Consider the following 24856-nt stretch of genomic DNA (forward strand, 5'->3'; position numbering starts at 1 on the left):
AATTTCTTCATTTTAAGAATTCCTCCCTCTTTTTTGTTCGTTTTGTAAGATTATAGTTATGCGCTTTTTTGCACAAAACTTACAAATGAAATGATAGTTCACAATGATCTTAGGGGAAAGGCATAGAGGTGTTGGGGTTTTGATGTTTCTGATGTGGATTTAGGGGATTTTAATTGTAAAGGGAACCTGGAGGGAATGGGGCCATGGCTTTAGAGAATGTTCAAATTAGGTGCTATTTCCAGAAGATTTATGGTAAAATGGAGGTATATAACAAGCGTGTAGTAAATGAAAACGCCCAGGTGCGAAAGATAAGTGAACATGGAATCCCCGGGTCTTTCGCACCTCAATATGGTAGAATATGCTTAAAATGTAGGAATGAATCGTCACTTTAAAGACTTGGTTATATATATGGTTTCTGTATTTAGTGTATGATTCTCCCATGACTACCATATTTTGCGGTCGCATCCTCATGGATGCGTGGATTGAAATTTACAATGATCTTAGGGGTCGGGGGTGGATTTACATCAAGAAATTAAATTTTAAATTGTTTTGATGATGGTTAGTGCAAAAACAAGAAAAAGGCCAAGTGGGTATCCTTGACCTTTTCTCGCCATTAAAACCGCATAACTCTAGGTTGCATTTTAATAGAATTTTGGTGTTTTGCTTTGAACAAAGCAAATTGTAGATTGTGAGACCAGTTTAATGTCTGCAATCCACTATTACATTATACAGAAAAATCAAAAAAAAGTAAGCTAATGATTAAAAACGGAACATTTTGTTTACGTTTAACTACATCGATATGGGAAGAATTGTATTGGTGACAATGTAAAAGATTTATGTTAGAATAAATCTATTGATAGAAACTAGAAAGGAAAGAAAATATGAAAAAACTAATGGCGTTAGTATTATCAGTTGCAATGGTGATTTGTGCATTGCCAGCGACAATTTTTGCCGACGATACGGCAGCAACTGCAACTGACTTAAGCACAGCGACGATTGCCGCTATTGCAGACGTTACTTATACTGGTAAAGAAATTACACCAGAAGTGAAAGTGACATTGGACGGAAAAGAGGTAGCAGCAACAAACTATGATGTTGCATACGAAAGCAACACAAATGTTGGTGCAGCGAAGGTAACTATAACGGGAAAAGCTCCCGCTTATACCGGCAGCGCAACAAAGAACTTCAACATTGTAGAAAAAGCTTTCAGCAACGCAAATAAGCCGACGATCACGATTCCTACACAGCTGACAGGCGCAGAGGAAATTAAAGGCGTAAAGATTACTTGGAATGGTAATACCCTTGCAGAAGGCACTGACTTTACGATTGAGCAGCCTGCAGAAAAACTTACAGCAGGGACAGAAACTGCAGCAATTTCATTCAAAGGAAATTATGCAGGAACAATTACGCACCAGTTCAATGTAGTAACCAATGATTTCAGCAAAGCTGCTGTATATTTTGAGCAGATCAACCAGACATACACTTTTGATGGAACTGAGCAGAAACCTGCAATCAGAGTAGAACTTGGCGGCAAAACCCTTGTAGAGAATACGGATTATACTGTAGAATACATGAACAATGTGAACGCTGGAACTGCGAATATTGTTGTAACAGGAGCGGGCTCCTATGCGGGAACAAAAGGTGTTTCTTTTACTATTAATAAGGCAAAATTAGCAGATGCTATTTTGACGATTAGCCCAGATTCCTATGGCACTACAGGACAGCCTATCATGCCTACTTATACAGTAAAACTTGGAGGCTATGACCTAAAGGCGACAGACTATACAGCAAATGCAACAAATAATGTAAATACGGGTACTGCGACATTGACTTTGACTGCAACTGAAGCAGGCAACTTCACTGGGGCAATCAGCGGCACATTTACAATTGCAGGTAAAGACGTTTCAACATTAGACATCGCTTTAACTGGCGCTGACAATCTGAAGTATGACGGAACGGCAAAAACACCAGCGGTTGCTGTAAAAGATGGAGCTAAGACCCTTGTTCAGGGTACAGATTACACGGTTACCTATGAGAACAATGTAAACGCAGGTACTGGCAAGGCGATTGTGAAGGGGATTGGCACATATGCTGGCGAAAAGACTTTGGAGTTCAAGATCAAAGGTGCAGACAGCAAAGTGATTACTGGATATACTACTTATACAAGATACACGAACAGTGTTTCATTCAACCTCAATGCTAGAATTTCAACTGCAGAAGCAGGCGTTACTTTCAAGTACACTTCAGCTGATCCTGAGGTTGCAACTGTTGATGAAGATGGATATGTGACCATTGAAAATACAGGTGTTGCAAAGATTACTGTTGAAACTGTGGGAACAAAGACTTCTGATCCGGCATCAAAGGTAGTAACTGTGAAGGTGAAACCTGTAAAACCGGGCGTAGCCCTTTCAAAGCCTGCCAAGAAGCAGATCAAAGTACAGATTACAAAAGTAAAAGGTGCAACAAAATATGAAGTTAGATACGGCAGAAACGGTAAGTATTATTCTAAATACGTTAAACATATCGACAGCAAGTATACGAAGACTTCAACAACTTTGAAAAACCGCACGTCTGGAAAGACATACTATGTCAAAGTTCGCGCTATCAAAGTGTTGGATAATGGGGATACCTTAGTTGGTAATTGGTCCGCCAATAAAAAGATCAAAGCAAAATAACTTGCTACAAATTTCATAACAAAACAAGTAACGTGGCTGCTCCAAGGGAGCGGCCACTTTGCATATCTTCACAAAAATCTCATTTGCATTCGATGGAATCTTCAAGTTATAATGATATTGTAATTAAAGATAACAGTGATAGGAGAAAGATATGAAACACAAAAAATTGCTGGCAGTCTTGCTTGGAATCATGTTGGCTTTGACATTTACGGCATGTGGAAGCGACGATAAAGAACCCGGGCCGCTTTTAAATGAACTGAAAGAAGCAGAGTTTTATCAAGGGGAACTTACCACCGGGATGGTTGGTGATACGATGAAGAATTCCTTCTTCGAATGGAAAGTGAATTCCGTCAAGACAGAGACAGAACTGAGTGGAAAGTCTGCTGGTGCAGGCAAGAAATACGTAGTTGTCAATATTTCGGTGAAAAACACCACGAAAGAGTCTTTTGTAACAGGCAACTATGACTTCATTGGATACATGGAAGCATCAGAAGACGGACATTTGGACACAGCTGACAGCTTTTACGACGATATGTACCCAGATGAAACCGACCTGGCAGCGGGCAAGACTTTGACAGGGGATATCGTGTTCCTTGTAGACGAAGATGTGGACGAGATTGTCATGGACTATATGGAGTTTTACGGTGACGAGAGCATAGGCAATACCAACTGGGTAGATCTCAAATTATAACTAAATTTTTAGTCTTTCAGGCCGGGCTCTTTGCACCGGCTTGAAAGATTTTATCTTTGCTGCGAGAAAGGGTAAATTTACCCTTGCAAATGACAATAAAATAGTATAAAATAATTGGAAACATGAGACGGCACGCGCTATAAAAAGCCGTCTATTTTCATAAGTAATTTGTATTTCAATATTATTTTTAGGAGAGGAGAACAACACATGGCCCACTATTTTAATGAACCATCAAGAACTTTCAACGAGTATCTGTTAGTACCAGGCTATTCATCAAAAGACTGCAGAATTGAGAATGTCAGCCTGAAAACCCCTATTGTAAAATATAAGAAGGGTGAAGAACCCAAGATTACAGCAAATATTCCACTGGTTTCAGCAGTGATGCAGGCCGTATCAGACGATAAGATGGCAGTAGCACTTGCAAAAGAAGGTGGAATTTCTTTTATATTCGGTTCACAGAGCGTGGAAAACCAGGTCGAGATGGTGAAACGCGTAAAGTCCTACAAGGCTGGATTTGTTAAGAGCGACACCAACCTGAGACCGGATCAGACTTTGACGGATGTATTAGAACTGAAAGCCAGGACAGGCCATTCCACCATTGCGGTAACAGAGGATGGAACAGCAGAAGGCCGAATCCTCGGTCTGGTAACCAGCAGGGACTATCGTGTCAGCAGAATGGATCCAGACACGAAGATCAGTGAATTTATGACGCCTTTTGAGAAGTTGATTTACGCAAAGGAAGGCTGCACCCTGAGCGAAGCCAACGATATCCTTTGGGATAATAAGCTTAATGCAGTACCTGTCATCGATGATAACCAGAGACTGACTCATTTTGTATTCAGAAAAGACTACGACAATCACAAATCAAATCCTAATGAACTTCTCGATTCTCACAAGAGATATGTGGTAGGCGCAGGTGTCAATACTCGCGACTACGAAGAGAGAATCCCGGCTCTCGTTGAGGCAGGTGCCGACGTACTCTGTATCGACTCTTCTGAAGGATATTCTGAGTGGCAGCTGGATACAATCAAATGGGTGAGAGAAAGATACGGCGACACTGTCAAAATCGGAGCAGGTAACGTCGTAGATAAAGACGGCTTTAATTTCCTTGCAGAAGCAGGCGCTGACTTTGTTAAAATCGGTATCGGCGGCGGTTCCATCTGCATCACGAGGGAGCAGAAAGGCATCGGCCGCGGTCAGGCTTCCGCAGTGATCGAAGTGGCAGAAGCGAGAGACGAATATTTCAAGAAAACGGGCGTTTACGTGCCAATCTGTTCTGACGGCGGCATCGTTTACGATTACCATATGACCCTGGCGCTGGCCATGGGGGCGGACTTTATCATGCTGGGCAGATATTTCGCCAGATTTGATGAATCACCTACAAACAAATTGAACATCAACGGAAATTACGTCAAAGAGTACTGGGGCGAAGGTTCCAACCGTGCTCGCAACTGGCAGAGATACGACCTGGGCGGTGACGCCAAGATGAAATTTGAAGAGGGTGTCGATTCCTACGTTCCGTACGCCGGTTCACTTCACGACAATGTAAACCTCTCTCTGAACAAAGTGAAAGCAACCATGTGCAACTGCGGCGTTCTCTCTATTCAGGAACTGCAGAAAGACGCCAAGCTGACGTTGGTATCTGCAACTTCTATCGTAGAGGGCGGAGCACATGATGTTATTCTTCGTGACAGCAGTCAGAACGCAATCAGATAGCACCCAAAATTGCCTGTAACGGTGTTTGGCTTCAGCTGTGCACTCCCCACGTGCGTACAAGTACGCTCTGGGGCGCACAGCTTTGCCGTCTTGTTACAAACAATTTGTGGGCACTATCCGTATATATAGAAACTAATTTAACATAGGGAGTGTGTATGAATAAAGAATTGATTATTGTTTTGGACTTTGGAGGTCAGTATAATCAGCTGATTGCGCGCCGTGTGCGCGAATGCGGCGTTTACTGTGAAGTTCAGCCTTATACAATGTCGATTGACGATATAAAGAAAAAGAACCCGAAAGGGATCATTTTAACTGGTGGACCGAACAGTGTCTACGATATGGCATCACCGCATTATGACAAAGCGTTGTTCCAGTGCGGGATTCCAATTCTGGGTATTTGTTATGGTGCGCAGCTGATGGCCTGGAGTTTGGGCGGTCAGGTAAAGACTGCACCAGTGAGTGAGTACGGCAAAACGGAAGTAACCGTTGCCAGCAGGAAGACTTTGATGAAGGATGTCCCTGACACGACCATCGCCTGGATGAGTCACACAGACTACATCGAAAAAGTTCCTGAAGGCTTTGAAATCACGGCACACACACCAGTGTGTCCAGTGGCGGCTTTTGAGTGCGATGAGTTGAAACTCTATGCTACGCAGTTCCACCCTGAAGTGGAGCATTCTCGTCAGGGAAAGGAAATCCTGTCGGCCTTTGTCTATGGCCCGTGTGGGTGCAAGGGTGACTGGCAGATGGATTCTTTTGTCGAGGCAACGATCAAAGAAATCCGCGACAAAGTGGGCGACGGCAAGGTTTTGTGCGCCCTTTCGGGCGGTGTGGATTCTTCTGTTGCAGCTGTGCTTTTGTCAAAAGCCGTTGGCAAGCAGTTAACCTGCGTGTTTGTCGATCACGGTCTCCTGCGTAAAAACGAGGGAGATGAAGTGGAAGCTGTCTTCGGCCCTGAGGGCGCTTATGACTTGAACTTCATCCGCGTCAATGCACAACAGCGTTTTTACGATAAGCTGGCAGGCGTTACGGAGCCTGAAGAAAAGAGAAAAATCATTGGCGAGGAATTTATCCGCGTCTTTGAGGAGGAAGCGCAGAAAATCGGTGCGGTGGATTACCTGGTTCAGGGTACGATCTATCCCGACGTCATTGAGAGCGGACTGGGCGATTCTTCTGTAATCAAATCCCACCACAATGTGGGTGGTCTTCCTGACTATGTGGATTTCAAGGAGATCATTGAGCCGCTTCGCATGTTGTTCAAGGACGAAGTGCGTAAAGCCGGTTTGGAGCTTGGTATTCCGGAGTATCTGGTATTCCGCCAGCCATTTCCGGGTCCTGGTCTTGGCATCCGTATTATCGGTGAAGTTACTGAAGAAAAGGTCAAAATCGTGCAGGATGCAGATTTCATCTATCGTGAAGAAATCGCAGCCGCTGGTCTTGATAAGGAAGTCAATCAGTACTTTGCAGCGCTGACCAACATGCGTTCCGTGGGCGTTATGGGCGATTTTAGAACCTATGATTATGCTGTGGCGCTAAGAGCAGTGACCACTAATGATTTCATGACCGCAGAAGCAGCAAAGCTTCCGTGGGAACTGATCGAAAAGGTGACCACTAGGATCATTAACGAAGTGGATCATGTCAATAGAGTGTTCTATGATTGCACAGGAAAACCACCAGGAACTATAGAGTGGGAATAATGTCGGAGGCTGAAAAAAGCCAGTAATACCGGGCTTTTTCAGCGCCTAACCCCCGCTGTGGCAACGATTTGGCAACACTTTTCATGATTCCATCAAAAATGGACTATCTGATTTTGAAAATCAGATAGTCCATTTTTTGTTATTTATCAGACTTTAGGCCCTCTATCAGCATATCACCCAAAGCCTGTGAGGGAACCTTGGCCCACCGCTGTGTGGTGTCAAATTCGGGGTAGTGATAGCGCCACTGGTCGTATTCCTCCTTGGTGATTTCCCCGGCCTCCAGCTTGGCGGCCTGTTCTCTCCAGGCGGTCAGCATTTTCATCATGTCGTCATAGGTGCGTCCCCTGGACTTGTCCAGCCGCAGACAGATTTCACCGTCTGCCTCGCTGACTTTGAGGCCCCGCAAATCTTCAAGGGCAAAAAGTGTGTGCATAAGCCCGATGTCGCTGTCTATGTCAGGAACGTCAAGCGCCTGGGGCGATACGTCCAGCGTGTGGGCCAGGGCGGAGGTCAAGTCGGCCTTGGGTGTCCGGGTGCCGGATTCATACTGCGCCATGCGGACATCGGCGGTCTTTTCTGGAAAGCCCACCGTCATACCAAGATATTTCTGTGTCATGCCCCGCAGGTTGCGGAGGAACCGTATCCTCTCACCAATCGCCATACCAGCCAACTCCCATCTGTTTTCTTGTCGAAATCAGTATAGCATATCTGTTTAAGGATAGTCAAGCAGAACTTAAACAAAAAAGATAAATATTTTCCTGCAAACCCCTTGACTAAAACAAATAGGTTTAGTATAATGCGAATAAGAAGTTAAACAAATATGATTAACTTCGGAAAGGAGGTCTAACATGAGCGACACCTTTATGCGAGTAGACGACGTGGCGGCAGAGTTGGGCGTGTCCAAGTCCTACGCTTACAAAATCGTCCAAAAACTGAACGCAGAACTGAAAGGCATGGGCTATCTAACCGTAGCAGGCCGGGTCAACAAAAGGTATTTCATGGAAAAGGTCTGCTACGGCGGACGGGACAAAACAGAAAGGAAGTGATTCAAATGGCGGTCTATAAGGAAGAAAAAACCAACACATGGCGGGTCATCTACCGATACACCGACTGGAAAGGGGAGCGCAAGCAATCCCAAAAGCGGGGCTTCACCACCAAGCGGGAGGCCCTGGCGTGGGAGCGGGAACAGGAGCATAGGGCCACTGCCGACCTGGATATGACCTTTGAGAGCTTTGTGGCGCTCTACACAACGGATATGCAAAGCCGGGTCAAGGAGAACACCTGGGGAACCAAGGAGCATATTATCCGTACCAAGCTGCTCCCCTACTTTGGCAAGCGGAAGATGGCGGAAATCCAGTCCAAGGAAATCATGGCGTGGCAGAACGAGATGATAAACTTCCGGGACGAGAGCGGCAAGCCCTATTCCCCGGTCTATCTCAAAACCCTACATAATCAGCTGAGCGCCATTTTCAACCATGCTGTCAAGTATTACAACTTAAAGACAAACCCCGCCGCCAAGGTGGGCAACATGGGCAAGGCCAAGGGGCGGGAAATGCTGTTCTGGACAAAGGACGAATACCAAAAGTTTTCCGATGTGATGATGGACAAGCCCCTGTCCTACTACGCCTTTGAAATGCTCTACTGGTGCGGTATCCGGGAGGGGGAACTGCTGGCCCTCACCCCGGCGGACTTCGATTTTGAGCGGGGTGCGGTTTCCATCTCAAAATCCTACCAGCGGCTAAAGGGCCGGGACGTTATCACCGACCCCAAGACACCCAAAAGCAACCGGGTCATCAAAATGCCCAACTTCCTGTGTGAAGAAATGCAGGACTTCATCAAGAGCATTTATGGAGCCGAACCGACTGACCGTATCTTCCCAGTGACGAAATCTTATCTTCACAGGGAGATGGACAGGGGCGCAAAGGAAACCGGGCTAAAGCGTATCAGAATACACGACTTACGTCACAGCCACATTTCTTTGCTGATAGATATGGGCTTTTCGGCTATCGCCATAGCCGACCGGGTAGGCCATGAGAGTATCGACATCACATATAACTACGCCCACCTGTTCCCGACCCGGCAGACGGAGATGGCGGAAAAATTAGACTGTCTACGGACAGAGGAAGGAGAATAACCATGTCACTCAAAAACAGGGACAACAAAAACCGCTGGCGCAACAAAACGGTTGCGTTCCGGGTGTCGCCGGAGGAAGATGAACAGATTGAAGCTGCGGTGCGGCTCTCCGGGCTGACCAAGCAGGACTACATCACCCGGCGGCTCCTGTGCCGGGATGTGGTGGTACAGGGCAATCCCAGGGTATATAAGGCCCTGCGGAACGAGATGGCCGCCGTCCTGGAGGAACTGCGGCGCATTGAGGCCGGGGGCGGTGTGGATGATGAACTGATGGACACCATCGAACTGATCGCCGCCATCATGGGCGGTATGGGGGAGGACTGATAGATTGATGGAAGATAAGAAAATGAAAACGACTGCCCCGGTTCCATCTGTTGGCGCAGATGGGGGACAGCCGCTCATACAAAAACCTACACCGAGTATAACAGAGGATTGTGCCGAAAACAATCCCCAGGAGAAAGATTTGGACGAAGTGCTGCGGCAAATGCAGAGATTCAGCGACCCGGCGTATCTGCCCACCATTTCCATGAACGACCTTTACGAGAACGTGTACCAGAGCAGGCCGCCGGTCATCGACGGCTTGCTCTACCCTGGGGCCTATCTGTTTGTAGGAGCGCCCAAGGTGGGCAAGTCCTTTCTCATGGCCCAGCTTGCCTACCATGTCGGCGCTGGCCTCCCCCTGTGGGGCTACCCGGTCCATCAAGGGACTGTCCTCTATCTGGCGCTGGAGGACGACCATCGGCGCTTACAGGAACGGCTTTACCGAATGTTCGGGACAGACGGCACCGATAACCTTTATTTTTCCATTTATGCCAAACAGCTTGGTGGGGGCCTGGAGGAACAGTTAAAGAGGTTTGTCCAGGAACACCCGGACACCCGGCTTATCATCATTGATACTCTGCAAAAAATCCGGGAGGCTGGCGGCGACAAGTACAGCTATGGAAACGACTATGACATCATCGGGAAACTGAAACAGTTTGCCGACCAGATGGGCATTTGCCTCCTGCTGGTACATCATACACGCAAACAACAAGCCGATGATAAGTTTGACATGATTTCCGGCACCAACGGCCTGTTAGGGGCGGCAGATGGGGCATTTCTGCTCCAAAAGGAAAAGCGGACGGACAGGGGTGCTACCTTGGAACTGTCCGGGCGCGACCAACAAGACCAACGGCTCCATCTGAACCGGGACATGGAGCGGCTGGTGTGGGAACTGGAACGGGCCGAAACGGAACTTTGGAAAGCGCCGCCCGACCCGGTACTGGAGGCTGTGGCGGCTCTGGTGACAGCGGACAGGTCAACGTGGACAGGGACGGCCACCGAACTTGTCCAGGCCCTCCAACTGGATATAAAGCCCAACACGCTCACCATGCGGCTGAATGTGAACGCTGGGCGGCTCCTGGAGGAATACAATCTCCAGTATGAGAGCAGCCGCAACCGTACCGGGCGGCAGGTCAAGCTGTCCCTCATTCCAAAGGAGGCGTGACGATGGTGACGGTTGTGACGATGATTTTGAGTGTGGGTGCGGTACTGAAAAGACCGTCACCATCGTCACAACCGTCACAGGGAGCGAGGTCGGTAGTCAAGGGGGCATACCTGCGGGTGGAGATTGCCGCAAGGCAATACAACCCGAACCCCTTGACTTCCGGCCTACGGAACACACTTACCGGGTGGAGGGAAAGGCTGTGGCCTTTCCCTCCTGCCCAACGGCGAGTGATAAAGTTTAGGCGGGGTGCAGGGTGCCCTTTTCAAAGGGCGGCCCTGCTGGGGAGGCAACCGCAGTTGCCGGGGCAAAGCCCCCTCCACCCCGTAGGGCGCAAGGGCGCTTTTGATACGAAGTGTCAAAAGTGCTTTTGCGTTACTTTCGCAGAAAGTAACAAAGGCCGCCGATAAAGCGGCGAGAGGAACGGATTGGAAAGGAGCGTGAAAAGCCTTTGCGTAGGACTATCAGCGGCATGGTGGGCAGAGGGTCGCTGACCCACAACAACCGGAACTTTATCGCAGAAAACATCGACCGCACCAGGACGGGGGACAACATTACCTATTGCCATGAGGACTTGAAACAGGTCTATCAAGAACTGTTTGGGGCGGCACTGGAGCGATACAACGACAAGCAGAAACGGAGCGACAGAAAGATTACTGACTACTACGAGCATATCCGTACCGGGAAACAGGAAAAGTTGTTCTATGAGGTCATATTCCAGATTGGGAATGTCAAAGATACCGCCGTTGGGACAGACGAGGCAAAACAGGCCAAGACGGTGCTGGACGAGTTTATGAAAGGGTTTGGGGAGCGCAACCCACAACTGCGGGTGTTCTCCGCTCACCTCCACATGGACGAGGCCACCCCCCACCTACATATTGATTTCGTCCCTTTTATCACCGAGAGCAAGCGGGGGCTTGACACCAGGGTGTCCATGAAAAAGGCGCTGGCGGCCCAAGGCTTCGAGGGTGGCACCAGAGGGGCCACGGAGTTGAATGAGTGGATAAACGCCGAAAAGAAAGTGCTGGCCCAGGTCATGGAGCGGCATGGTATCGAATGGGAGCAGCTTGGCTCCCACAAAGAGCATCTATCGGTACTGGACTTTAAGAAACAGGAGCGACAAGCGGAGGTCAAGGAACTGGAACAATCTATATCCAGACTGAAAAAGAAACAGTTGGATATAGCGGCGGTGGAGCAAATCGAGGCAAAAAATGTCCCTCTTTCCAGCAAAGTAATGATTGACCGAGAGGACTACCAAAATCTGATGACAGCGGCGCAAAAGTATGTTGTACAAGAGAAAAAGACCGGCAGGCTGGAACGGCTGCTCAAGGCCGCTGAAAAGACCATAGCCGACCTAAAGACAAAGTTGTCGGAGGTCATGCGGGAGCGTGACGAGCTGCGTTCTGTCCGAGGTTTTTTGAGTATGGGGGCGCTGGAAAAAGAAAACAGGGACTTGCGCCAGCGAGTCAAGCAGTATCAATCCATCATGGAGCAGCATGGCCTATCCCACTTGTTCGGGAAACGAAAAGACCAGCGGCAATCAAAGGAGGTGCGCTAACCGCCTTGTAGACGCTTAGAGGCTCGTTTGAGGGGTCAGAGGGAAAGTATATAGGTCCCCTCTGGAAAGTAACCGAAAAGCCGCATGGATAGAGACTTTTTCAGCCCCTAACTGTCCACAAACCAGCATTGGCCCAGGAGAGGAAAGGAACATTCCACCCTCTCCTGGGCATTTTTTTGCAAATGGGGGTTGACAATTTAGATGTTTCTGCATATACTAATCATATCAAAAGATTTTGATTTGAGGTAATAGCATGGAAACATATCAAGAGAATGCAAAAGTGTTTAAGGCACTGTGTGACCCCAAGCGCCTTGCCATTTTGGAACAGCTACGCAGTGGAGAAAAATGCGCCTGCGTTCTGCAAGAACCGATGGACTTAACGCAGTCGGGCCTTTCCTATCACATGAAGATACTTTGCGATTCCGGCCTTGTGGCAAGCCGTCAAGAGGGCAAATGGACACATTACCGATTGAACGAGGCTGGGAGGGAAAGGGCTGTAAAGCTACTGCTGGCCCTTACCACGCCGACCACGGAGCAAGCGGACGGTTGTCTTTCCAGCGGCAGATAAACGCCATCAGAAGAGATGGCGTTTATCTAAACACAAAACATCAAAATTTTTTGATATGTTGTCCAACAAAATGAAAGTGAGGTTTCTTTATGGGCGTATGGGAGTTTATCCAAGACCAAGTTTTGGGCATGAAGTGGTTGAATGAGTTGATTGGCAACGTCCTCTCTATGCTGGGGGTGGATATAGCTGGTCGTGTAGGCGGCAGCGTTCAATTTTTTATTTACGATGTGCTGAAAATCACGGTGCTACTCTGCTTTTTGATTTTTGCCATTTCCTACATTCAAAGTTATTTTCCGCCGGAGCGGAGCAAGCGTATTTTGGGACGGTTCCACGGGATTTGGGCCAATATCGTGTCCGCCCTGCTGGGGACGGTGACGCCTTTCTGTTCCTGCTCGTCTATCCCCCTGTTTATTGGCTTTACCAGTGCGGGGCTGCCCTTGGGCGTGACGTTCTCTTTTTTGATTTCTTCTCCGATGGTAGACTTGGGAAGTCTTGTTCTGCTTATGAGTATCTTTGGGGCAAAAGTCGCAATTATCTATGTGGTGGTCGGACTTATCATCGCCGTAATAGGCGGTACAATCATTGAAAAGTTGCATATGGAAAAACACGTTGAAAGTTTTATCATGTCGGCGGGCGGGGTAGATATTGAATCGCCCGATCTGACCCGGCGGGAGCGTGTGATATATGCGAAAGAACAAATGCTAGGGACATTCAAAAAGGTGTTTCCTTATATCCTCGTCGGCGTCGGCATTGGGGCGCTCATTCACAACTGGATTCCCGAAAGCTGGATTGAGGCTGTTTTAGGCAGCAACAACCCATTTGGCGTTATTCTGGCTACACTGGTAGGCGTTCCCATGTATGCGGACATTTTTGGCACAATCCCAGTGGCGGAGGCTCTGCTATCCAAAGGAGCGCAGCTTGGCACAATCCTGTCCTTTATGATGGCGGTCACTACCCTGTCCCTGCCGTCCATGATTATGCTCCGAAAGGCCGTCAAGCCCAAACTGCTGGCCCTGTTCATTGGCATTTGTACGGTAGGAATCATTATCGTGGGCTACCTGTTTAATGCGTTCCAATTCATGTTGATATAATTTTTAGGAGGATTTGATTATGGGACTGTTCGGAAAGAAGAAAGAAGAAACTGCGTCTTGCTGCTGCGGGGGCAACTGCACCCCGGAAACTATGGCCAAGGCAGAGGCGGCCAAGGCCGCCACAGGAATCAAGGTGCTGGGTTCCGGCTGTGCCAAGTGTAACGCGCTGGAGGAGGCCACCCGCGCCGCCCTTGTGGAGTTGGGCATGGATACCACTATCGACCATGTGACGGACTTCACACAGATTGCCGCCTATGGGGTGATGACCACCCCGGCTCTGGTGGTGGACGGCAAGGTGGTGTCCTATGGCAAGGTGCTGAAAAAGGACGAGGCAAAGGCCCTTATCCAAAAGGCCAGGGGGTAACATATGGGACAAAAAACCAAAGTGGCATTTGTCTGTGTTCACAATTCCTGCCGTAGTCAGATTGCGGAGGCTCTTGGCAAGCTGCTGGCCTCCGATGTGTTTGACAGCTACTCGGCGGGGACGGAGACAAAGCCGCAGATCAATCAAGATGCAGTACGGTTGATGAAACAGCTTTATAGCGTTGACATGGGACAAACACAACACAGCAAACTGCTGGCCGACATTCCCCCTGTGGATATAGTGATAACGATGGGGTGTAATGTAGAGTGTCCTTATCTGCCCTGCAAGCGCCGGGAGGACTGGGGTCTGGACGACCCAACAGGCAAAAGTGACACTGAATTTATAGCGGTTATTCAAAGCATTGAACAACATATTTTGCACTTGAAACAGACTTTGATGTGATTGCCAAACCTCGGCACTCATGCTATAATCAAGCTACACACCAGACAGCTTTCCGGTAAAACTGCGGCAACAAAATGGCAACAGAAAATTGGATAGCCCATCATTTATGGGGAATGGAAAGAACTAAAATAATTTGTGCTAAATCGTCCTAACAGAATTGTTTAAGAAACATCTGTTAAGAGCGAGTTTGAATAGTTACACCTAAGCTGTAGAGCCCTTAGATAAAGGGTTTTACAGCTTTTTTTCAAAATTGCATTGTCATTACATTATTTTATTTGATTTCTCTGTGATAGATAGCGGGATATTGCTTATGAGAGTAATTTGCAAGGCCATATGTCGACTGTGGAAAGATGCAAAGCTAATTCAGATTCTAAAATAGAAAATAATGAACGACTGATACTGCTTAATATGTTATTAAGGTGTAGAGTATGAAATATGTCTATTGAAAAATTATTTAAATTTAGATAAAATATATCGTGAATATATAAAATAGGCTAGGATATTGATAGGAGGTAGAATTAATGATTGACAGAATCCTATTAGAGTATAAAAAAAATATTTTTTGGAACGAATTAAATGAATCAGATAAAGAAGAAACAAAATGGCAGACTTTTAAACATAATGCGATGTTTATGCCAGAATATACAGTACTTGGCATTATAATGATTATTTTTGAAGTAATCGCATTAGCTTTGCTTATTTTGAGTAGAATCAACGCCTATAGTATACTTCAATTGGCTGTGATTAGTTATTTATTGTTAACTATTATCATTAGTAATAAGGTAAGGGCGCAGCAAATTACAGATCATCAATATGAGCGAACATATAGTTATGCGCTGGTATTGAAGGAATATCTAGGTAAAGAATATAAGATAAGTGACAAAGACGATTATAGACTGATTTTATCAAGTGTACATGATATGCGAACTGCTGAATCAGATGTATATTTGGCCACACAACCATGCATTACTGTATTAATTGCATTAGTAAGTGCATTTTTAGGAGGAATGTATGGTAAGGCTAATGATACGAAAGAAATATCACTTATTTTTTTTCTTTCATTAGCTGTAACAATAATTTTTATTGGAATTGGATTCTTTATTTTTGGAATGAAGAAAGCTTCAAAAAATAGAATAGCAATGTTATCATTGGAAAATGCGCTTCTAATATTAGCGTAGGGGTTGAAAGATATTCTCAAAGTCCTAAGTATCATAACTGTAAACAAAGATATAAACAACAGAAGAAAGCGATTAGTAAGAAAATACAAAAGAAAAATCAACGCAGAACATAACAGCTCAGAATTCTATGTCAGATGAAATTAAAGAGTTGCTAATAGATAGGTCTATTTGAGGGAAAGAGAAATACATGAAGGAACGAATAGAAGAATTAGAAAAAATTTTTGAAGCGGCTAATGAGCGATTTTTAATAAATAATACAATGCTTTTTGAAACTAGAGTATCAGAAAGAACATTTTGCGGCGCACTAATGATGGAACTAAAGAATATTATTGCTTCTACGAAATTTTCGGATTATTATGTAGATGTTGAATATAATCGTAACATCGGCGGTAAGGTTAAAACAATAAAAAAGACTATTAAAGGATTAGATCAACAGATAGTCACGATTAATTGCGATTTAATTGTACATAGTAGAGGATTGAATATGTGCCATGATAATCTAATTGCATTAGAAATGAAGAAATCAACAGGAAGAAAATGCGATAAAGAAAATGATAGAATAAGATTAGAATGTCTTACTAAAAGCCCTGATCAAGAGGTTTGGAGTTATGACGGAAAAACATTACCGGAATATGTATGCGGGTATGATTTAGGAATATATTATGAGATTAATTTTAATCGTAATACTATATTAATAGAGTACTATCAAAAAGGTGAGTGCTATCGACAATACAAGTGCTGTATTAGCAAATAATGCTATTCGAAAAGACGGTAATTTAAGGATGCTATACAAATGCTGACTTGTGAAATAGATTTTTTGACTAATATATATTTTATTTAATATAAAATCTCTTTGATATAATCAAAATAGTCAACAACATCATGTTTAATTGTTCTTTTAACATGTGATGGTAATGTATCATTAGTTTTCTCTTCAATTTTTAAAGAGTTGTAACTTAAAGGTGTTTCCTGTAGTTCGAGTTGGTCATTATCCAGCTTTGATAATATTTCTTTAATTTCTTCTTCCAAATTAAAGAAAAAATAATTATCTCTTAGATTTTCTTCTAAAATCAATTTTTTCTTTAATTCATACCACAACATGTATTCCTCTTTAGTCCTTGGATTATCAAACTTCGTATGGCATTTCGGACATACTGCAAGAACATTGTTCAAACTATTTACATCACTATCAAGCCTTGGTGATTCTTTTAATTCTTCTTTTTGCTCACTGGTAGGATTCAAGGGGTATATATGTGCAATTTCAAATAACTTGTATATCTTACCATTTTTAAAGTAAGTTAGTTTTTCATTACACAAAGGACAATAACCGTCTACTTCATTGAAAAGTAATAATTTTTCATTGTCTGTATAACTCTTTCTTTTATCTTCCATAAGACTCACCTCTCATAATAATTATATCATGTATAAGATACACAATAAAGATTTATTATTTTGACACTTCACAGAAGTTCTTAAAATAGAGCATTAATTTTTTTATAAGTAGTACAAACTATTTCAATATCTGTTATCACGAGGAAGTATGGATTTTAAACTGAAATTCGCATGGAAGCTACTCATATTAATGAAATGCAGCACATTTCTCCGTAAAGATAACCGTTACATAAAATAAAAAATTAGGAGTTATATATGAGCAGCAAGTACAAGCTAAAAACGCAGCCCACGGATCGCAGTCCTTTGCAAGTAATTTCAATGATCCTAAGCGAAAAAAAGCAAGCGGATGCAAAAATTTTACTTGATATATTTGAGAAAAGTACGGGTGAGTCGCCCGTAGTGTGGGGAGAAAAATTTATCGGGTATGGAACCTACAGATATACCTGTACTTCCGGATACAGCGGTGAAATCTACGCAACAGGGTTCTCTGTCACAAAGAAACAAATAACGCTGCATATCTATCTGGATGAACCAGAGCTTCAAGATTACTTACAGCGCCTGGGCAAAACTACTTCGGGTAAGAGCTGTGTCTATATAAACAAACTTACAGACATTGATACCGCTGTTTTGACAGAAATGATTGGCAGTGCAGTAAAGTACGTGAGGGAACTTTCGGACAACGATTCGAAAAAATCGACAAGTAAAACGGATTGACAAAGAGCAGGTTTACCAAAATATATCAAAGAAAGAAACTGACCGAAAAGAGTTTATTTTCCAGAGGTCAGTTTTTTTATGTCCACTCTAAATAATATTGGCAGCCTTTGTACAGATATTTTAAATATCTATGGTGAAAAGCTGGCACAGATGATAAGATGTATATAGATTATTACAAGAAAGAGGAGAGCGAACATGAACAGAGGAATTACCCGCCGCGAGCGTGAAGTGACGGACAGAAACGAAATCATCGAAATTTTGGACAAGTGCAAAATTGTACATCTAGGTCTTATCGACGAGGATATGCCCTATGTGGTGCCGATGAACTACGGCTATACCATGGAAGAGGGCCAGCTGACCCTGTACATGCACGGAGCGACGAAGGGCCGCAAGACTGACCTGATCAGAACCAATCCCAATGTTTTCTTTGAGATGGAATGCGATGTAACGCCTTTTGATGGAAAAGCTGCCTGCCAGTACGGCACGTCCTACCAGTCGATTATGGGAGAAGGGCGAGCAGAGATTTTAGACGATGTAGAGGAAAAGAAAAAAGCGCTTTCCATCTTCATGAAATCCCAGACGAGCAGGGACTTTGAGTTCCAGGACAAGATGGTTTCCGTGGTCAACGTAATCAAAATCCAGGTCAGTGACTATACTGCCAAACGCCGTCCGCTGCCACCGGCAATGCAGGAAATTACCCAATAGACCTGTTTCAAAATCTGACGACCAAAGAATGGAGAACATACAAATGCTGCGAACCCTGAATACGATTTTGGATATGTCAAAGGAGAGGGGATATGAGGAGCTTTCTGCTGTATTGGAATACGCCATGCCGCAGTTGACCTTGAGGAAAGTTAGTAACGCCGAGATTGCAACAGAAAATTTTACTGAGCCAGATACCTTGTATTTTTGCTGCCAAAATGTCAGTGATGGGCACCACCAAGGGAACGTGATCTATTTTGATGGCGAGGCAGAGATGCATAAGGCGGCCTACCAAATGATGTCCGTCTTGTATGACAGCGAGAAACTGTGGTACGAGAAGGTGATCGAGACAAATTTGCGATTCAACGATATCACGTTAAAAGCACCGGATATCATCACCATGATCAAGTATTTCAATCAGCTGATGCAAAACCCCGTGATCATCTATGACGAGTTTTTCAACATTTCAGCAATCACCCATGAATATTTGAGGGAGTACGACGAAGACGAGACGGATATCCAGAGGCACGAAATGCGCAACCTCTTCTATTATAAGCAGCGCGTGATCTTTCAGAGTGAGGACTGCCCAAAGAAAAGCTGCAACAGACTTCTGTTTCCAGTCATTTCAGAAGGAATGTGGAAAGGCTATCTGGCCATCTTTGATATGGAGACGCCATATGAGGACATGGACATGATGATTCTGGAAATTTTCGCTAACTCTGCGCTGACGGAGATGCGCAGAAGACTGGATCTGCTCAATGTGGAGAAAAAATTTATCAGTGACTTTGTCTATGACGTGATCTATCGAAAAGAGGACAGAGACGAGATAGACAGGCGCGCCAAAAGGCTCCATGTAGCAAAAGATGCCGAGTATGTGATGATCGCAATTAATCCCTTGTGGGCAGATGACCAGAAAAAAGCGGAATCCGAGTTCATGAACGATCGCATCATGAGCAGCGTGCAAAATTACAACAAAGAGTATTTTGAGCAGGATATCGTGACGAAATTCAATACGTCCATCTATATTTTACATAAGGTAAAACAGCACCAGGAAGAGGAAAGTTACGACCATATCAAAAATCACTGCGAAAAAATTATGAAGATGCTTGAGGAGCTATTTGTGAAAATACCCTTTCAAATCGGCATTGGTGAGATAGTGGGCGGATTGGTCAACGTCTCCAATAGTTTTCACCAGGCATGGGCTACCATATCCTATGGAGAAATTCTCAATGGGAAAAAACAAAGCTTTATCGCCTGTTATGCTGATGACAGCCTCTTGAAACTCTTTGGAAGATTGAATGAAATCGGGTGTCTGGAAGAGATGATTCCTGAGAATCTGAGAAAGATCTGCCAGTATGACCTGAAAAATCACACCGAATTTTACCAGACCTTAAAGGCCTATCTGAATTGCAACTGCAACGCAAAGAAAGCGGCAGAGAAGATTTTTGTCCATTATAAGACCATGCTGTACAGGATTGAGAAAATTAAAAACACCTTTGAAATAGACCTGGAGGATTCTAATTCAAGGCTGCTCGTTGAACTTGGCATCCAGTTGCTGGACATCAAGCAAAAGTAAATAGATTCGATTTTAAAGGATATGTTGATACGCAACATATCCTTTTTTGCTGATAATCAGACGATATTTTATCTATTGTGGATAATGATACTGCAGCACATATGTAATATACTTGAACTCATGGATATCCAACAAAATCGAAATAGATATTTAAGGAGACGTTGTTTGAGGAAAAATATATGGTAAGTTTGATAGTAGCAATTGCTGCAAATACGATGATGATTTTTGCAATGAAGTATGCAGAAAATGCGGGCACCAACCGAAATAGCGTGATTTTCTGGAACTATGTTTTCGGAAGCCTTCTGGCGGTCATTTTAAGCGGAGGAATTGAGAGCGGACTGTTTTTCAGAAAGGAACTTGTATTTCCACTCTGTCTGGCTGTTTTCAACGCTTTCTTGATGGTATCGTGTATGTTGACCCAGCAGGTCAGTATCAGTGCCAACGGGGCGGGTATTTCAACCACATATAACAGGCTGGGGGTTTTAATTCCCACAATCCTTTCTATTTTTTTGTTTAAAGAGTACCCTACGATACTAAAAATAATTGGAATTGCCATATCCATAGGGGCAATTTTATACTCTTACGAGAAAAATGAAAGGGGTCTGAAGAAAAATTATGCTCTTCTAGGGGTGATCCTGGTCAGTGGAGGTTTGATTGACTTTGATTCGAAACTGTTAGGCGCTTTTGCAGGAGATGACATGAGAGAAATCTATATCTTTTCTACCTTTTTCTTCGGCGCCTGCATCATGGGAATCATTACCCTGGTGAAGAAATCCAAGATGACCAGACAGGACATCTGCTATGGAGCCATGATCGGCATACCCAACATACTGATTACCTTCGGAGTGGTCAGCGCAGCAGCAAAGCTGGACGCGTATATTGTGTTTCCAGTGTATAGTGGCGCAGTGATATTGCTGGTAAATGGGATCGGCGCCCTTTTGCTAAAAGAGAAGCTGACCAGGCGGGAGCTGGTTTCTACTGGCATGATTGCCATCGCCCTGGTGCTCCTGAACATTTAAGTTGCGTGTAATGAGAGGAATATAGAATGGATAAAAAATCAAATAAGAAAATAAGGATGAGAGATATGGCACATGATGTTAAAGCGATCAGAAATACATTTTATTCTACAAAAGGTAGAAATGCGGTAAAGCAACTGAAAAAGAATGGTTTTGAAGCCTATTATACAGACAACAGGCGGGATGCAGCCAAACTTCTCATCTCTATAATTCCAGATCAGTCTTTAATCGGCGTCGGAGATTCTCACACCGTTTTTGCACTGGATGTGGATGATGCACTAGAAGAAAAGGGATGCACTTTGGTGTTTAACAAAGAAGCGCTGAATTTGCACCGATACAACAGTACGGAAGAGAAGGGGTATATCAAAGCACCGACAAGAGAAGAGGCGAGAGCGCAGCTGGCTGATTTTTTGACCAGCAACGTGTTTCTCCTAGGTGCAAATGCCATCACCATGAAAGGTGAAATCGTCAATATGGACGGTGTGGGAAACCGCATAGCGGGAAGCCTTTATGGTGCAGATCGGATCATCGTTGTGGCAGGCATCAACAAACTGGTACCTGATGAAAATGCAGCAAAAGAGAGAATCCATTTTACCGCGGCCCCGATGAATAAAATTAAGTACGGAGATGAATGTGCATGTGTAAAGACGGGCATTTGCCATGATTGCAGCGGACCCGAACGCATCTGCAACATCATGACGATCTTGCACAGAAAGCCGTTTGACTCCGATTTCCATGTGATTATCGTTGGAGAGGAACTCGGATTTTAGACAAGTTGTGAATTTATCCTTTTTTGGCAATATTGCGATAACTGATTAGCAATTGTGGATAATGAATTCTAAAAGCAGATGTACTATACTGACTATAGGATATCCAGAAAAGCAAAAATTTAAGGGTAATGAAAATGCTATAATATTTAATAGGAGACAAGATCATGAACAAAAGGAAAAAATTTGCTGTACCACACGTGTACATTCTATTATTGGCTTTAGTGGTGATTTGTAGTATACTTTCGTATATCATTCCTGCCGGGCAGTATGATATGATGGATGTCGATGGCCGCCAGGTTGTAGATGCTTCCACCTATCATGCCATTGAGAAGACACCGATCACACTGATGCAAATGCTGACCTCCATCACACGAGGCTTACAGGGAAGCGCACAAATCATATTTTTCATTTTCATCGTGGGAGGTGCGATTGCGGTTATCCAGTCGACAGGCGCACTGGAGGCAGGCATAGGCAGAGTTGCCACCTTGCTGCGAGGGAAAGATATTTTGATTGTTCCCATTGCAATGGGACTGTTCGCTTTAGGCGGAGCCCTATTTGGAATGGGTGAAGAATGCATACCATTGGTACCGATCTTCGTATCCCTGTGCCTGGCCATGGGATATGACTCCATAACTGGAGCCGCACTGGTGCTTTGCGGAGGTGCAATCGGCTTTGCCGGCGAAATGATGAATCCATTTGCATTACAGGTAGCCCAGAGCATTGCCGGTCTTCCAAGCTTATCTGGACTGTGGTTCAGAGCCATTATGTTTACTGTTTTCCTCATTATCACCGTGGCATGGGTGATGCGATATGCCTTAAAGGTTAGAAAAAATCCAAGCCTATCTTCGATGCATGACTTCGACCGAACGAGGGAAGACTTGCTGAACCTTAGCCAGCTGCCGCCTTTTGGAAAGCGGGAACAAGGCATTTTGTTAGTATTTGGACTCACTATTGTGGTCATGGTAGTAGGTGTTCTCAAATATGAATGGTACATGGATGAAATCTCAGCAGCATTTATCGCATGTGCGGTGATCTGTGCAGTGATCGGCAGAGTTGGATTTAACAAATTTGCCGAGGAACTCGGTAAAGGTATGGCTGACATTGCATCAGGAGCGCTGGTCGTGGGCTTTGCAAGAGCTATAGTCATTATCTTAGAAGAAGGAAATATTTTGCACGTCATTTTGCATTCGGCAGCAGGAATGCTAGAAGCTTTACCGTCAGCTTTATCGGCAGTAGGCATGTATATCTTCCAGTGCCTCTTAAACTTTGTCGTAGTATCAGGATCAGGACAGGCAGCGGTCTCCATGCCGATTATGGCACCCCTTGCCGACCTAGTCGATGTCACGAGACAAACCGCTGTAGTTGCATTTTCAGTTGGTAACGGCCTTTCCAATATTTTGACACCAGTTTCAGGTGTTTTGATGGCCAGTCTTGCACTGGCAAAGATTCCATGGGAAAAATTTGCAAAATGGCTTCTGCCGCTGATCGGAATACAGTATTTGATCGGCGCAATATTTGTAATCATTGCTCAATCCATCGAGCTTGGACCATTTTAAGAGAAGGAGAGAATTATGCTGGATTTATTATTGATAAACGGAATGCTCATTACGGTTGATGAGGAAAATACCATCATTCCTAAAGGATATATCGCAGTCAGGGGCGGCGACATTGTAGAGATGGGTTCTATGGACAAGCTGGGGGAATTACCAGAGGCAAAGAAAGTTATGGATATGGACGGGCATGCTGTTTTGCCAGGGCTGATTGATGCTCACGGCCACGGCGGACACTGTCTGACCAGGACTTTGGCAGAGCATATCGAAGAGTGGGATGACATTGCTGAATACATATACTATTCCTGTGCCGATGAGGAATTTTGGTATCATGAAGGGGTTCTGGCCGCTGCGGAGAGAATTAAATTCGGCACAACGACAGGCGTATCGATGATTGGAAGCACGCCGAGAATTGATAGCATCGAGCCATTAGAAGCAAATCTCGCCGGGTCGGTTTCCACGGGGATCAGACAGTTTTCTGGTATCGGTTTTCCCGATGGAAAGTGGCCAAAAAAATCGAGGAAATATAAGAAGGATGGAAGTTTTGAAGAACTGACCATCACCCCTGAACTGGCTGCAGTCAATACGGAGAAGTCCGTAAGGCTGCTCAGGGATAAGTATAAAAGAGGGACTTGCATCGTTGCTCCAGGGCGCATGGGAGCAAGACCAAACGTGAGTAGGGAAATGAATATTTTACAAAATAAGGAGATGCTCAGAATCGCCAAGGAGTACGACGTGCCCCTTCACACCCATGCCTTTGGCGGCGATGTGAAATTCATGTATGAAACCAGCCCGGAGGTTTTGAATCCATCCACATCCCTTACTCACAGCACAGGCTACAGCGACGAGGAATTGGACATTTTGGCAGATACGGGAGCCTATGTATTTCATGGTCCGACCACTTATTCCAATGCAGTCGGACATTGTAAGGTAATGGAAATGCTGGAGCGAAAGGTGAATCTTGCTGTGGTCACCGATGGGACCGCCCCGGATCGAAGCTACGACTTGTGGAGGGATATGAAAAATGTGCAGTTGATTCAGCGGTTCCGCTTCCGGGACGGAGGACTGTTACCTTGCGGCAAGGTACTTCGCTTAGTGACCATGGAACCTGCAAAAGCACTGGGCATCGATAAGATCACTGGTTCTTTGGAAGTTGGAAAGAGGGCTGATATCATCTCTGTGGATGTCATGCAGCCTCATCTTGCACCTTTTGGCGTTATGCCAGTGCAAAAACTCGTTTATCATGCAATGGGTCAGGATGTGGACAACGTGATCATTGAGGGCGAAGTAGTCATGGAGCACAGAGTCTTAACCAAAGTGGACCAAAAGAAAGTCCTCGCGGATGCAGAAAAGTCTTTTAATCTTATGTTTGAGAGATTAAATCGAAGGGATGTCGTTGAAAATCCTAAGTTATATGAACTGAGACAGTATTAGATTACAAGATCTGTTTTAGGTGCAATGCTGTGAATGAATTCTGTTAGAAATAATGGAACTCATTCACAGCATTTTATTTGAATGACGAATAATAGAATGGTACAATGAATATGTAAATTCTTTTAAATTTATAATCTGTTGGGAGG

24 protein-coding genes are annotated in these 24856 nt (G+C 44.7%); 22 read left to right on the forward strand and 2 right to left on the reverse strand.

Features of this window, described 5'->3' with window-relative positions:
- Nucleotides 1–881: 881 nt before the first annotated feature.
- From ACMQ5W_RS00585 to guaA, 4 genes are all read left to right on the forward strand, one after another.
- Nucleotides 882–2675, forward strand: a complete 1794-nt coding sequence (locus tag ACMQ5W_RS00585) for a hypothetical protein (protein WP_419022504.1) — start codon at nt 882–884, stop codon at nt 2673–2675.
- 151 nt (nt 2676–2826) lie between these two features.
- Nucleotides 2827–3366, forward strand: a complete 540-nt coding sequence (locus tag ACMQ5W_RS00590) for a DUF4352 domain-containing protein (protein ID WP_419022506.1) — start codon at nt 2827–2829, stop codon at nt 3364–3366.
- Nucleotides 3367–3573: 207 nt separating this feature from the next.
- The gene (locus ACMQ5W_RS00595) at nt 3574–5082 is read left to right on the forward strand and encodes an IMP dehydrogenase (RefSeq protein ID WP_419022508.1); all 1509 of its coding nucleotides are present in this window, start codon (nt 3574–3576) and stop codon (nt 5080–5082) included.
- A 155-nt stretch (nt 5083–5237) separates the two neighbouring features.
- Nucleotides 5238–6779: a glutamine-hydrolyzing GMP synthase gene (gene guaA, locus ACMQ5W_RS00600; protein ID WP_419022510.1), complete on the forward strand. Its 1542-nt coding sequence runs from the start codon at nt 5238–5240 to the stop codon at nt 6777–6779.
- 139 nt (nt 6780–6918) lie between these two features.
- On the opposite strand, the gene ACMQ5W_RS00605 is transcribed toward guaA, so the two are convergent.
- The gene (locus ACMQ5W_RS00605) at nt 6919–7440 is read right to left on the reverse strand and encodes a helix-turn-helix domain-containing protein (RefSeq protein WP_419022512.1); all 522 of its coding nucleotides are present in this window, start codon (nt 7438–7440) and stop codon (nt 6919–6921) included.
- Nucleotides 7441–7627: 187 nt separating this feature from the next.
- Between ACMQ5W_RS00605 and ACMQ5W_RS00610 the strand changes: the two genes are divergently transcribed.
- The 11 genes from ACMQ5W_RS00610 (at nt 7628) to ACMQ5W_RS00660 (ending at nt 16310) form a co-directional block, all read left to right on the forward strand.
- The gene (locus ACMQ5W_RS00610; RefSeq protein ID WP_419022514.1) at nt 7628–7825 is read left to right on the forward strand and encodes a DNA-binding protein; all 198 of its coding nucleotides are present in this window, start codon (nt 7628–7630) and stop codon (nt 7823–7825) included.
- Nucleotides 7826–7830: 5 nt separating this feature from the next.
- Nucleotides 7831–8913, forward strand: a complete 1083-nt coding sequence (locus ACMQ5W_RS00615) for a tyrosine-type recombinase/integrase (protein WP_419022516.1) — start codon at nt 7831–7833, stop codon at nt 8911–8913.
- A 2-nt stretch (nt 8914–8915) separates the two neighbouring features.
- On the forward strand, nt 8916–9236 hold the full coding sequence (locus ACMQ5W_RS00620) for a plasmid mobilization protein (RefSeq protein ID WP_419022518.1): 321 nt from the start codon (nt 8916–8918) through the stop codon (nt 9234–9236).
- A gap of 7 nt (nt 9237–9243) precedes the next feature.
- Entirely contained in the window at nt 9244–10398 is a 1155-nt protein-coding gene (locus ACMQ5W_RS00625) for a helicase RepA family protein (protein WP_419022520.1), read from the forward strand.
- Nucleotides 10399–10846: 448 nt separating this feature from the next.
- Nucleotides 10847–11953, forward strand: coding sequence for a plasmid recombination protein (locus ACMQ5W_RS00630; protein WP_419022522.1), 1107 nt, complete (start codon nt 10847–10849; stop codon nt 11951–11953).
- A gap of 253 nt (nt 11954–12206) precedes the next feature.
- Nucleotides 12207–12521, forward strand: a complete 315-nt coding sequence (locus ACMQ5W_RS00635; protein ID WP_419022524.1) for an ArsR/SmtB family transcription factor — start codon at nt 12207–12209, stop codon at nt 12519–12521.
- A gap of 89 nt (nt 12522–12610) precedes the next feature.
- A complete protein-coding gene (locus ACMQ5W_RS00640; protein ID WP_419022526.1) occupies nt 12611–13612 on the forward strand; it encodes a permease in 1002 nt (333 codons plus the stop codon).
- 19 nt (nt 13613–13631) lie between these two features.
- Nucleotides 13632–13976 (forward strand): thioredoxin family protein, encoded by a 345-nt coding sequence (locus ACMQ5W_RS00645; protein WP_419022528.1) that lies wholly within the window; start codon nt 13632–13634, stop codon nt 13974–13976.
- Nucleotides 13977–13979: 3 nt separating this feature from the next.
- The gene (locus ACMQ5W_RS00650; RefSeq protein ID WP_419022530.1) at nt 13980–14378 is read left to right on the forward strand and encodes an arsenate reductase ArsC; all 399 of its coding nucleotides are present in this window, start codon (nt 13980–13982) and stop codon (nt 14376–14378) included.
- 521 nt (nt 14379–14899) lie between these two features.
- Nucleotides 14900–15556, forward strand: coding sequence for a hypothetical protein (locus ACMQ5W_RS00655; protein WP_419022532.1), 657 nt, complete (start codon nt 14900–14902; stop codon nt 15554–15556).
- A gap of 187 nt (nt 15557–15743) precedes the next feature.
- Nucleotides 15744–16310 carry a hypothetical protein gene (locus ACMQ5W_RS00660; protein WP_419022534.1) on the forward strand — a complete coding sequence of 189 codons (567 nt, stop codon included), beginning with the start codon at nt 15744–15746 and terminating at the stop codon, nt 16308–16310.
- Between the two features lie 83 nt (nt 16311–16393).
- Here the strand turns inward: ACMQ5W_RS00660 and ACMQ5W_RS00665 are convergent, their stop codons facing one another.
- Complete coding sequence (locus ACMQ5W_RS00665; RefSeq protein WP_419022536.1) at nt 16394–16948, reverse strand: ABC-three component system protein; 555 nt, start codon at nt 16946–16948, stop codon at nt 16394–16396.
- Nucleotides 16949–17203: 255 nt separating this feature from the next.
- Here ACMQ5W_RS00665 and ACMQ5W_RS00670 point away from each other — a divergent pair, with 255 nt between their 5' ends.
- From ACMQ5W_RS00670 to ACMQ5W_RS00700, 7 genes are all read left to right on the forward strand, one after another.
- The gene (locus ACMQ5W_RS00670) at nt 17204–17662 is read left to right on the forward strand and encodes a DUF1801 domain-containing protein (RefSeq protein ID WP_419022538.1); all 459 of its coding nucleotides are present in this window, start codon (nt 17204–17206) and stop codon (nt 17660–17662) included.
- A gap of 195 nt (nt 17663–17857) precedes the next feature.
- Nucleotides 17858–18367: a pyridoxamine 5'-phosphate oxidase family protein gene (locus ACMQ5W_RS00675; protein WP_419022540.1), complete on the forward strand. Its 510-nt coding sequence runs from the start codon at nt 17858–17860 to the stop codon at nt 18365–18367.
- A 43-nt stretch (nt 18368–18410) separates the two neighbouring features.
- Nucleotides 18411–19940 (forward strand): PucR family transcriptional regulator, encoded by a 1530-nt coding sequence (locus ACMQ5W_RS00680; RefSeq protein WP_419022542.1) that lies wholly within the window; start codon nt 18411–18413, stop codon nt 19938–19940.
- A 179-nt stretch (nt 19941–20119) separates the two neighbouring features.
- Nucleotides 20120–20959 carry an EamA family transporter gene (locus ACMQ5W_RS00685; protein ID WP_419022544.1) on the forward strand — a complete coding sequence of 280 codons (840 nt, stop codon included), beginning with the start codon at nt 20120–20122 and terminating at the stop codon, nt 20957–20959.
- A gap of 65 nt (nt 20960–21024) precedes the next feature.
- Entirely contained in the window at nt 21025–21726 is a 702-nt protein-coding gene (locus ACMQ5W_RS00690) for a lactate utilization protein (protein ID WP_419022546.1), read from the forward strand.
- A gap of 164 nt (nt 21727–21890) precedes the next feature.
- Entirely contained in the window at nt 21891–23282 is a 1392-nt protein-coding gene (locus ACMQ5W_RS00695; protein ID WP_419022548.1) for a YfcC family protein, read from the forward strand.
- Between the two features lie 15 nt (nt 23283–23297).
- On the forward strand, nt 23298–24710 hold the full coding sequence (locus ACMQ5W_RS00700) for an amidohydrolase family protein (protein ID WP_419022550.1): 1413 nt from the start codon (nt 23298–23300) through the stop codon (nt 24708–24710).
- The last annotated feature ends 146 nt before the right edge of the window (nt 24711–24856 follow it).

The sequence above is a fragment of the Emergencia sp. genome (assembly GCF_048465375.1).
Lineage (GTDB): Bacteria > Bacillota > Clostridia > Peptostreptococcales > Anaerovoracaceae > Senimuribacter.

What these genes read in the sequence shown, in the direction of transcription:
- ACMQ5W_RS00680 (WP_419022542.1), top strand. Translation starts at nt 18,411, where the DNA reads ATGCTGCGAACCCTGAATACGATTTTGGATATGTCAAAGGAGAGGGGA.
- ACMQ5W_RS00635 (WP_419022524.1), top strand. Translation starts at nt 12,207, where the DNA reads ATGGAAACATATCAAGAGAATGCAAAAGTGTTTAAGGCACTGTGTGAC.
- ACMQ5W_RS00625 (WP_419022520.1), top strand. Translation starts at nt 9,244, where the DNA reads ATGGAAGATAAGAAAATGAAAACGACTGCCCCGGTTCCATCTGTTGGC.
- ACMQ5W_RS00590 (WP_419022506.1), top strand. Translation starts at nt 2,827, where the DNA reads ATGAAACACAAAAAATTGCTGGCAGTCTTGCTTGGAATCATGTTGGCT.
- ACMQ5W_RS00585 (WP_419022504.1), top strand. Translation starts at nt 882, where the DNA reads ATGAAAAAACTAATGGCGTTAGTATTATCAGTTGCAATGGTGATTTGT.
- ACMQ5W_RS00620 (WP_419022518.1), top strand. Translation starts at nt 8,916, where the DNA reads ATGTCACTCAAAAACAGGGACAACAAAAACCGCTGGCGCAACAAAACG.
- ACMQ5W_RS00675 (WP_419022540.1), top strand. Translation starts at nt 17,858, where the DNA reads ATGAACAGAGGAATTACCCGCCGCGAGCGTGAAGTGACGGACAGAAAC.
- ACMQ5W_RS00660 (WP_419022534.1), top strand. Translation starts at nt 15,744, where the DNA reads ATGAAGGAACGAATAGAAGAATTAGAAAAAATTTTTGAAGCGGCTAAT.
- ACMQ5W_RS00605 (WP_419022512.1), bottom strand. Translation starts at nt 7,440, where the DNA reads ATGGCGATTGGTGAGAGGATACGGTTCCTCCGCAACCTGCGGGGCATG.
- ACMQ5W_RS00700 (WP_419022550.1), top strand. Translation starts at nt 23,298, where the DNA reads ATGCTGGATTTATTATTGATAAACGGAATGCTCATTACGGTTGATGAG.
- ACMQ5W_RS00595 (WP_419022508.1), top strand. Translation starts at nt 3,574, where the DNA reads ATGGCCCACTATTTTAATGAACCATCAAGAACTTTCAACGAGTATCTG.
- ACMQ5W_RS00665 (WP_419022536.1), bottom strand. Translation starts at nt 16,948, where the DNA reads ATGGAAGATAAAAGAAAGAGTTATACAGACAATGAAAAATTATTACTT.
- ACMQ5W_RS00615 (WP_419022516.1), top strand. Translation starts at nt 7,831, where the DNA reads ATGGCGGTCTATAAGGAAGAAAAAACCAACACATGGCGGGTCATCTAC.
- ACMQ5W_RS00640 (WP_419022526.1), top strand. Translation starts at nt 12,611, where the DNA reads ATGGGCGTATGGGAGTTTATCCAAGACCAAGTTTTGGGCATGAAGTGG.
- ACMQ5W_RS00655 (WP_419022532.1), top strand. Translation starts at nt 14,900, where the DNA reads ATGATTGACAGAATCCTATTAGAGTATAAAAAAAATATTTTTTGGAAC.
- ACMQ5W_RS00685 (WP_419022544.1), top strand. Translation starts at nt 20,120, where the DNA reads ATGGTAAGTTTGATAGTAGCAATTGCTGCAAATACGATGATGATTTTT.
- ACMQ5W_RS00670 (WP_419022538.1), top strand. Translation starts at nt 17,204, where the DNA reads ATGAGCAGCAAGTACAAGCTAAAAACGCAGCCCACGGATCGCAGTCCT.
- ACMQ5W_RS00610 (WP_419022514.1), top strand. Translation starts at nt 7,628, where the DNA reads ATGAGCGACACCTTTATGCGAGTAGACGACGTGGCGGCAGAGTTGGGC.
- ACMQ5W_RS00690 (WP_419022546.1), top strand. Translation starts at nt 21,025, where the DNA reads ATGGCACATGATGTTAAAGCGATCAGAAATACATTTTATTCTACAAAA.
- ACMQ5W_RS00650 (WP_419022530.1), top strand. Translation starts at nt 13,980, where the DNA reads ATGGGACAAAAAACCAAAGTGGCATTTGTCTGTGTTCACAATTCCTGC.
- ACMQ5W_RS00645 (WP_419022528.1), top strand. Translation starts at nt 13,632, where the DNA reads ATGGGACTGTTCGGAAAGAAGAAAGAAGAAACTGCGTCTTGCTGCTGC.
- guaA (WP_419022510.1), top strand. Translation starts at nt 5,238, where the DNA reads ATGAATAAAGAATTGATTATTGTTTTGGACTTTGGAGGTCAGTATAAT.
- ACMQ5W_RS00695 (WP_419022548.1), top strand. Translation starts at nt 21,891, where the DNA reads ATGAACAAAAGGAAAAAATTTGCTGTACCACACGTGTACATTCTATTA.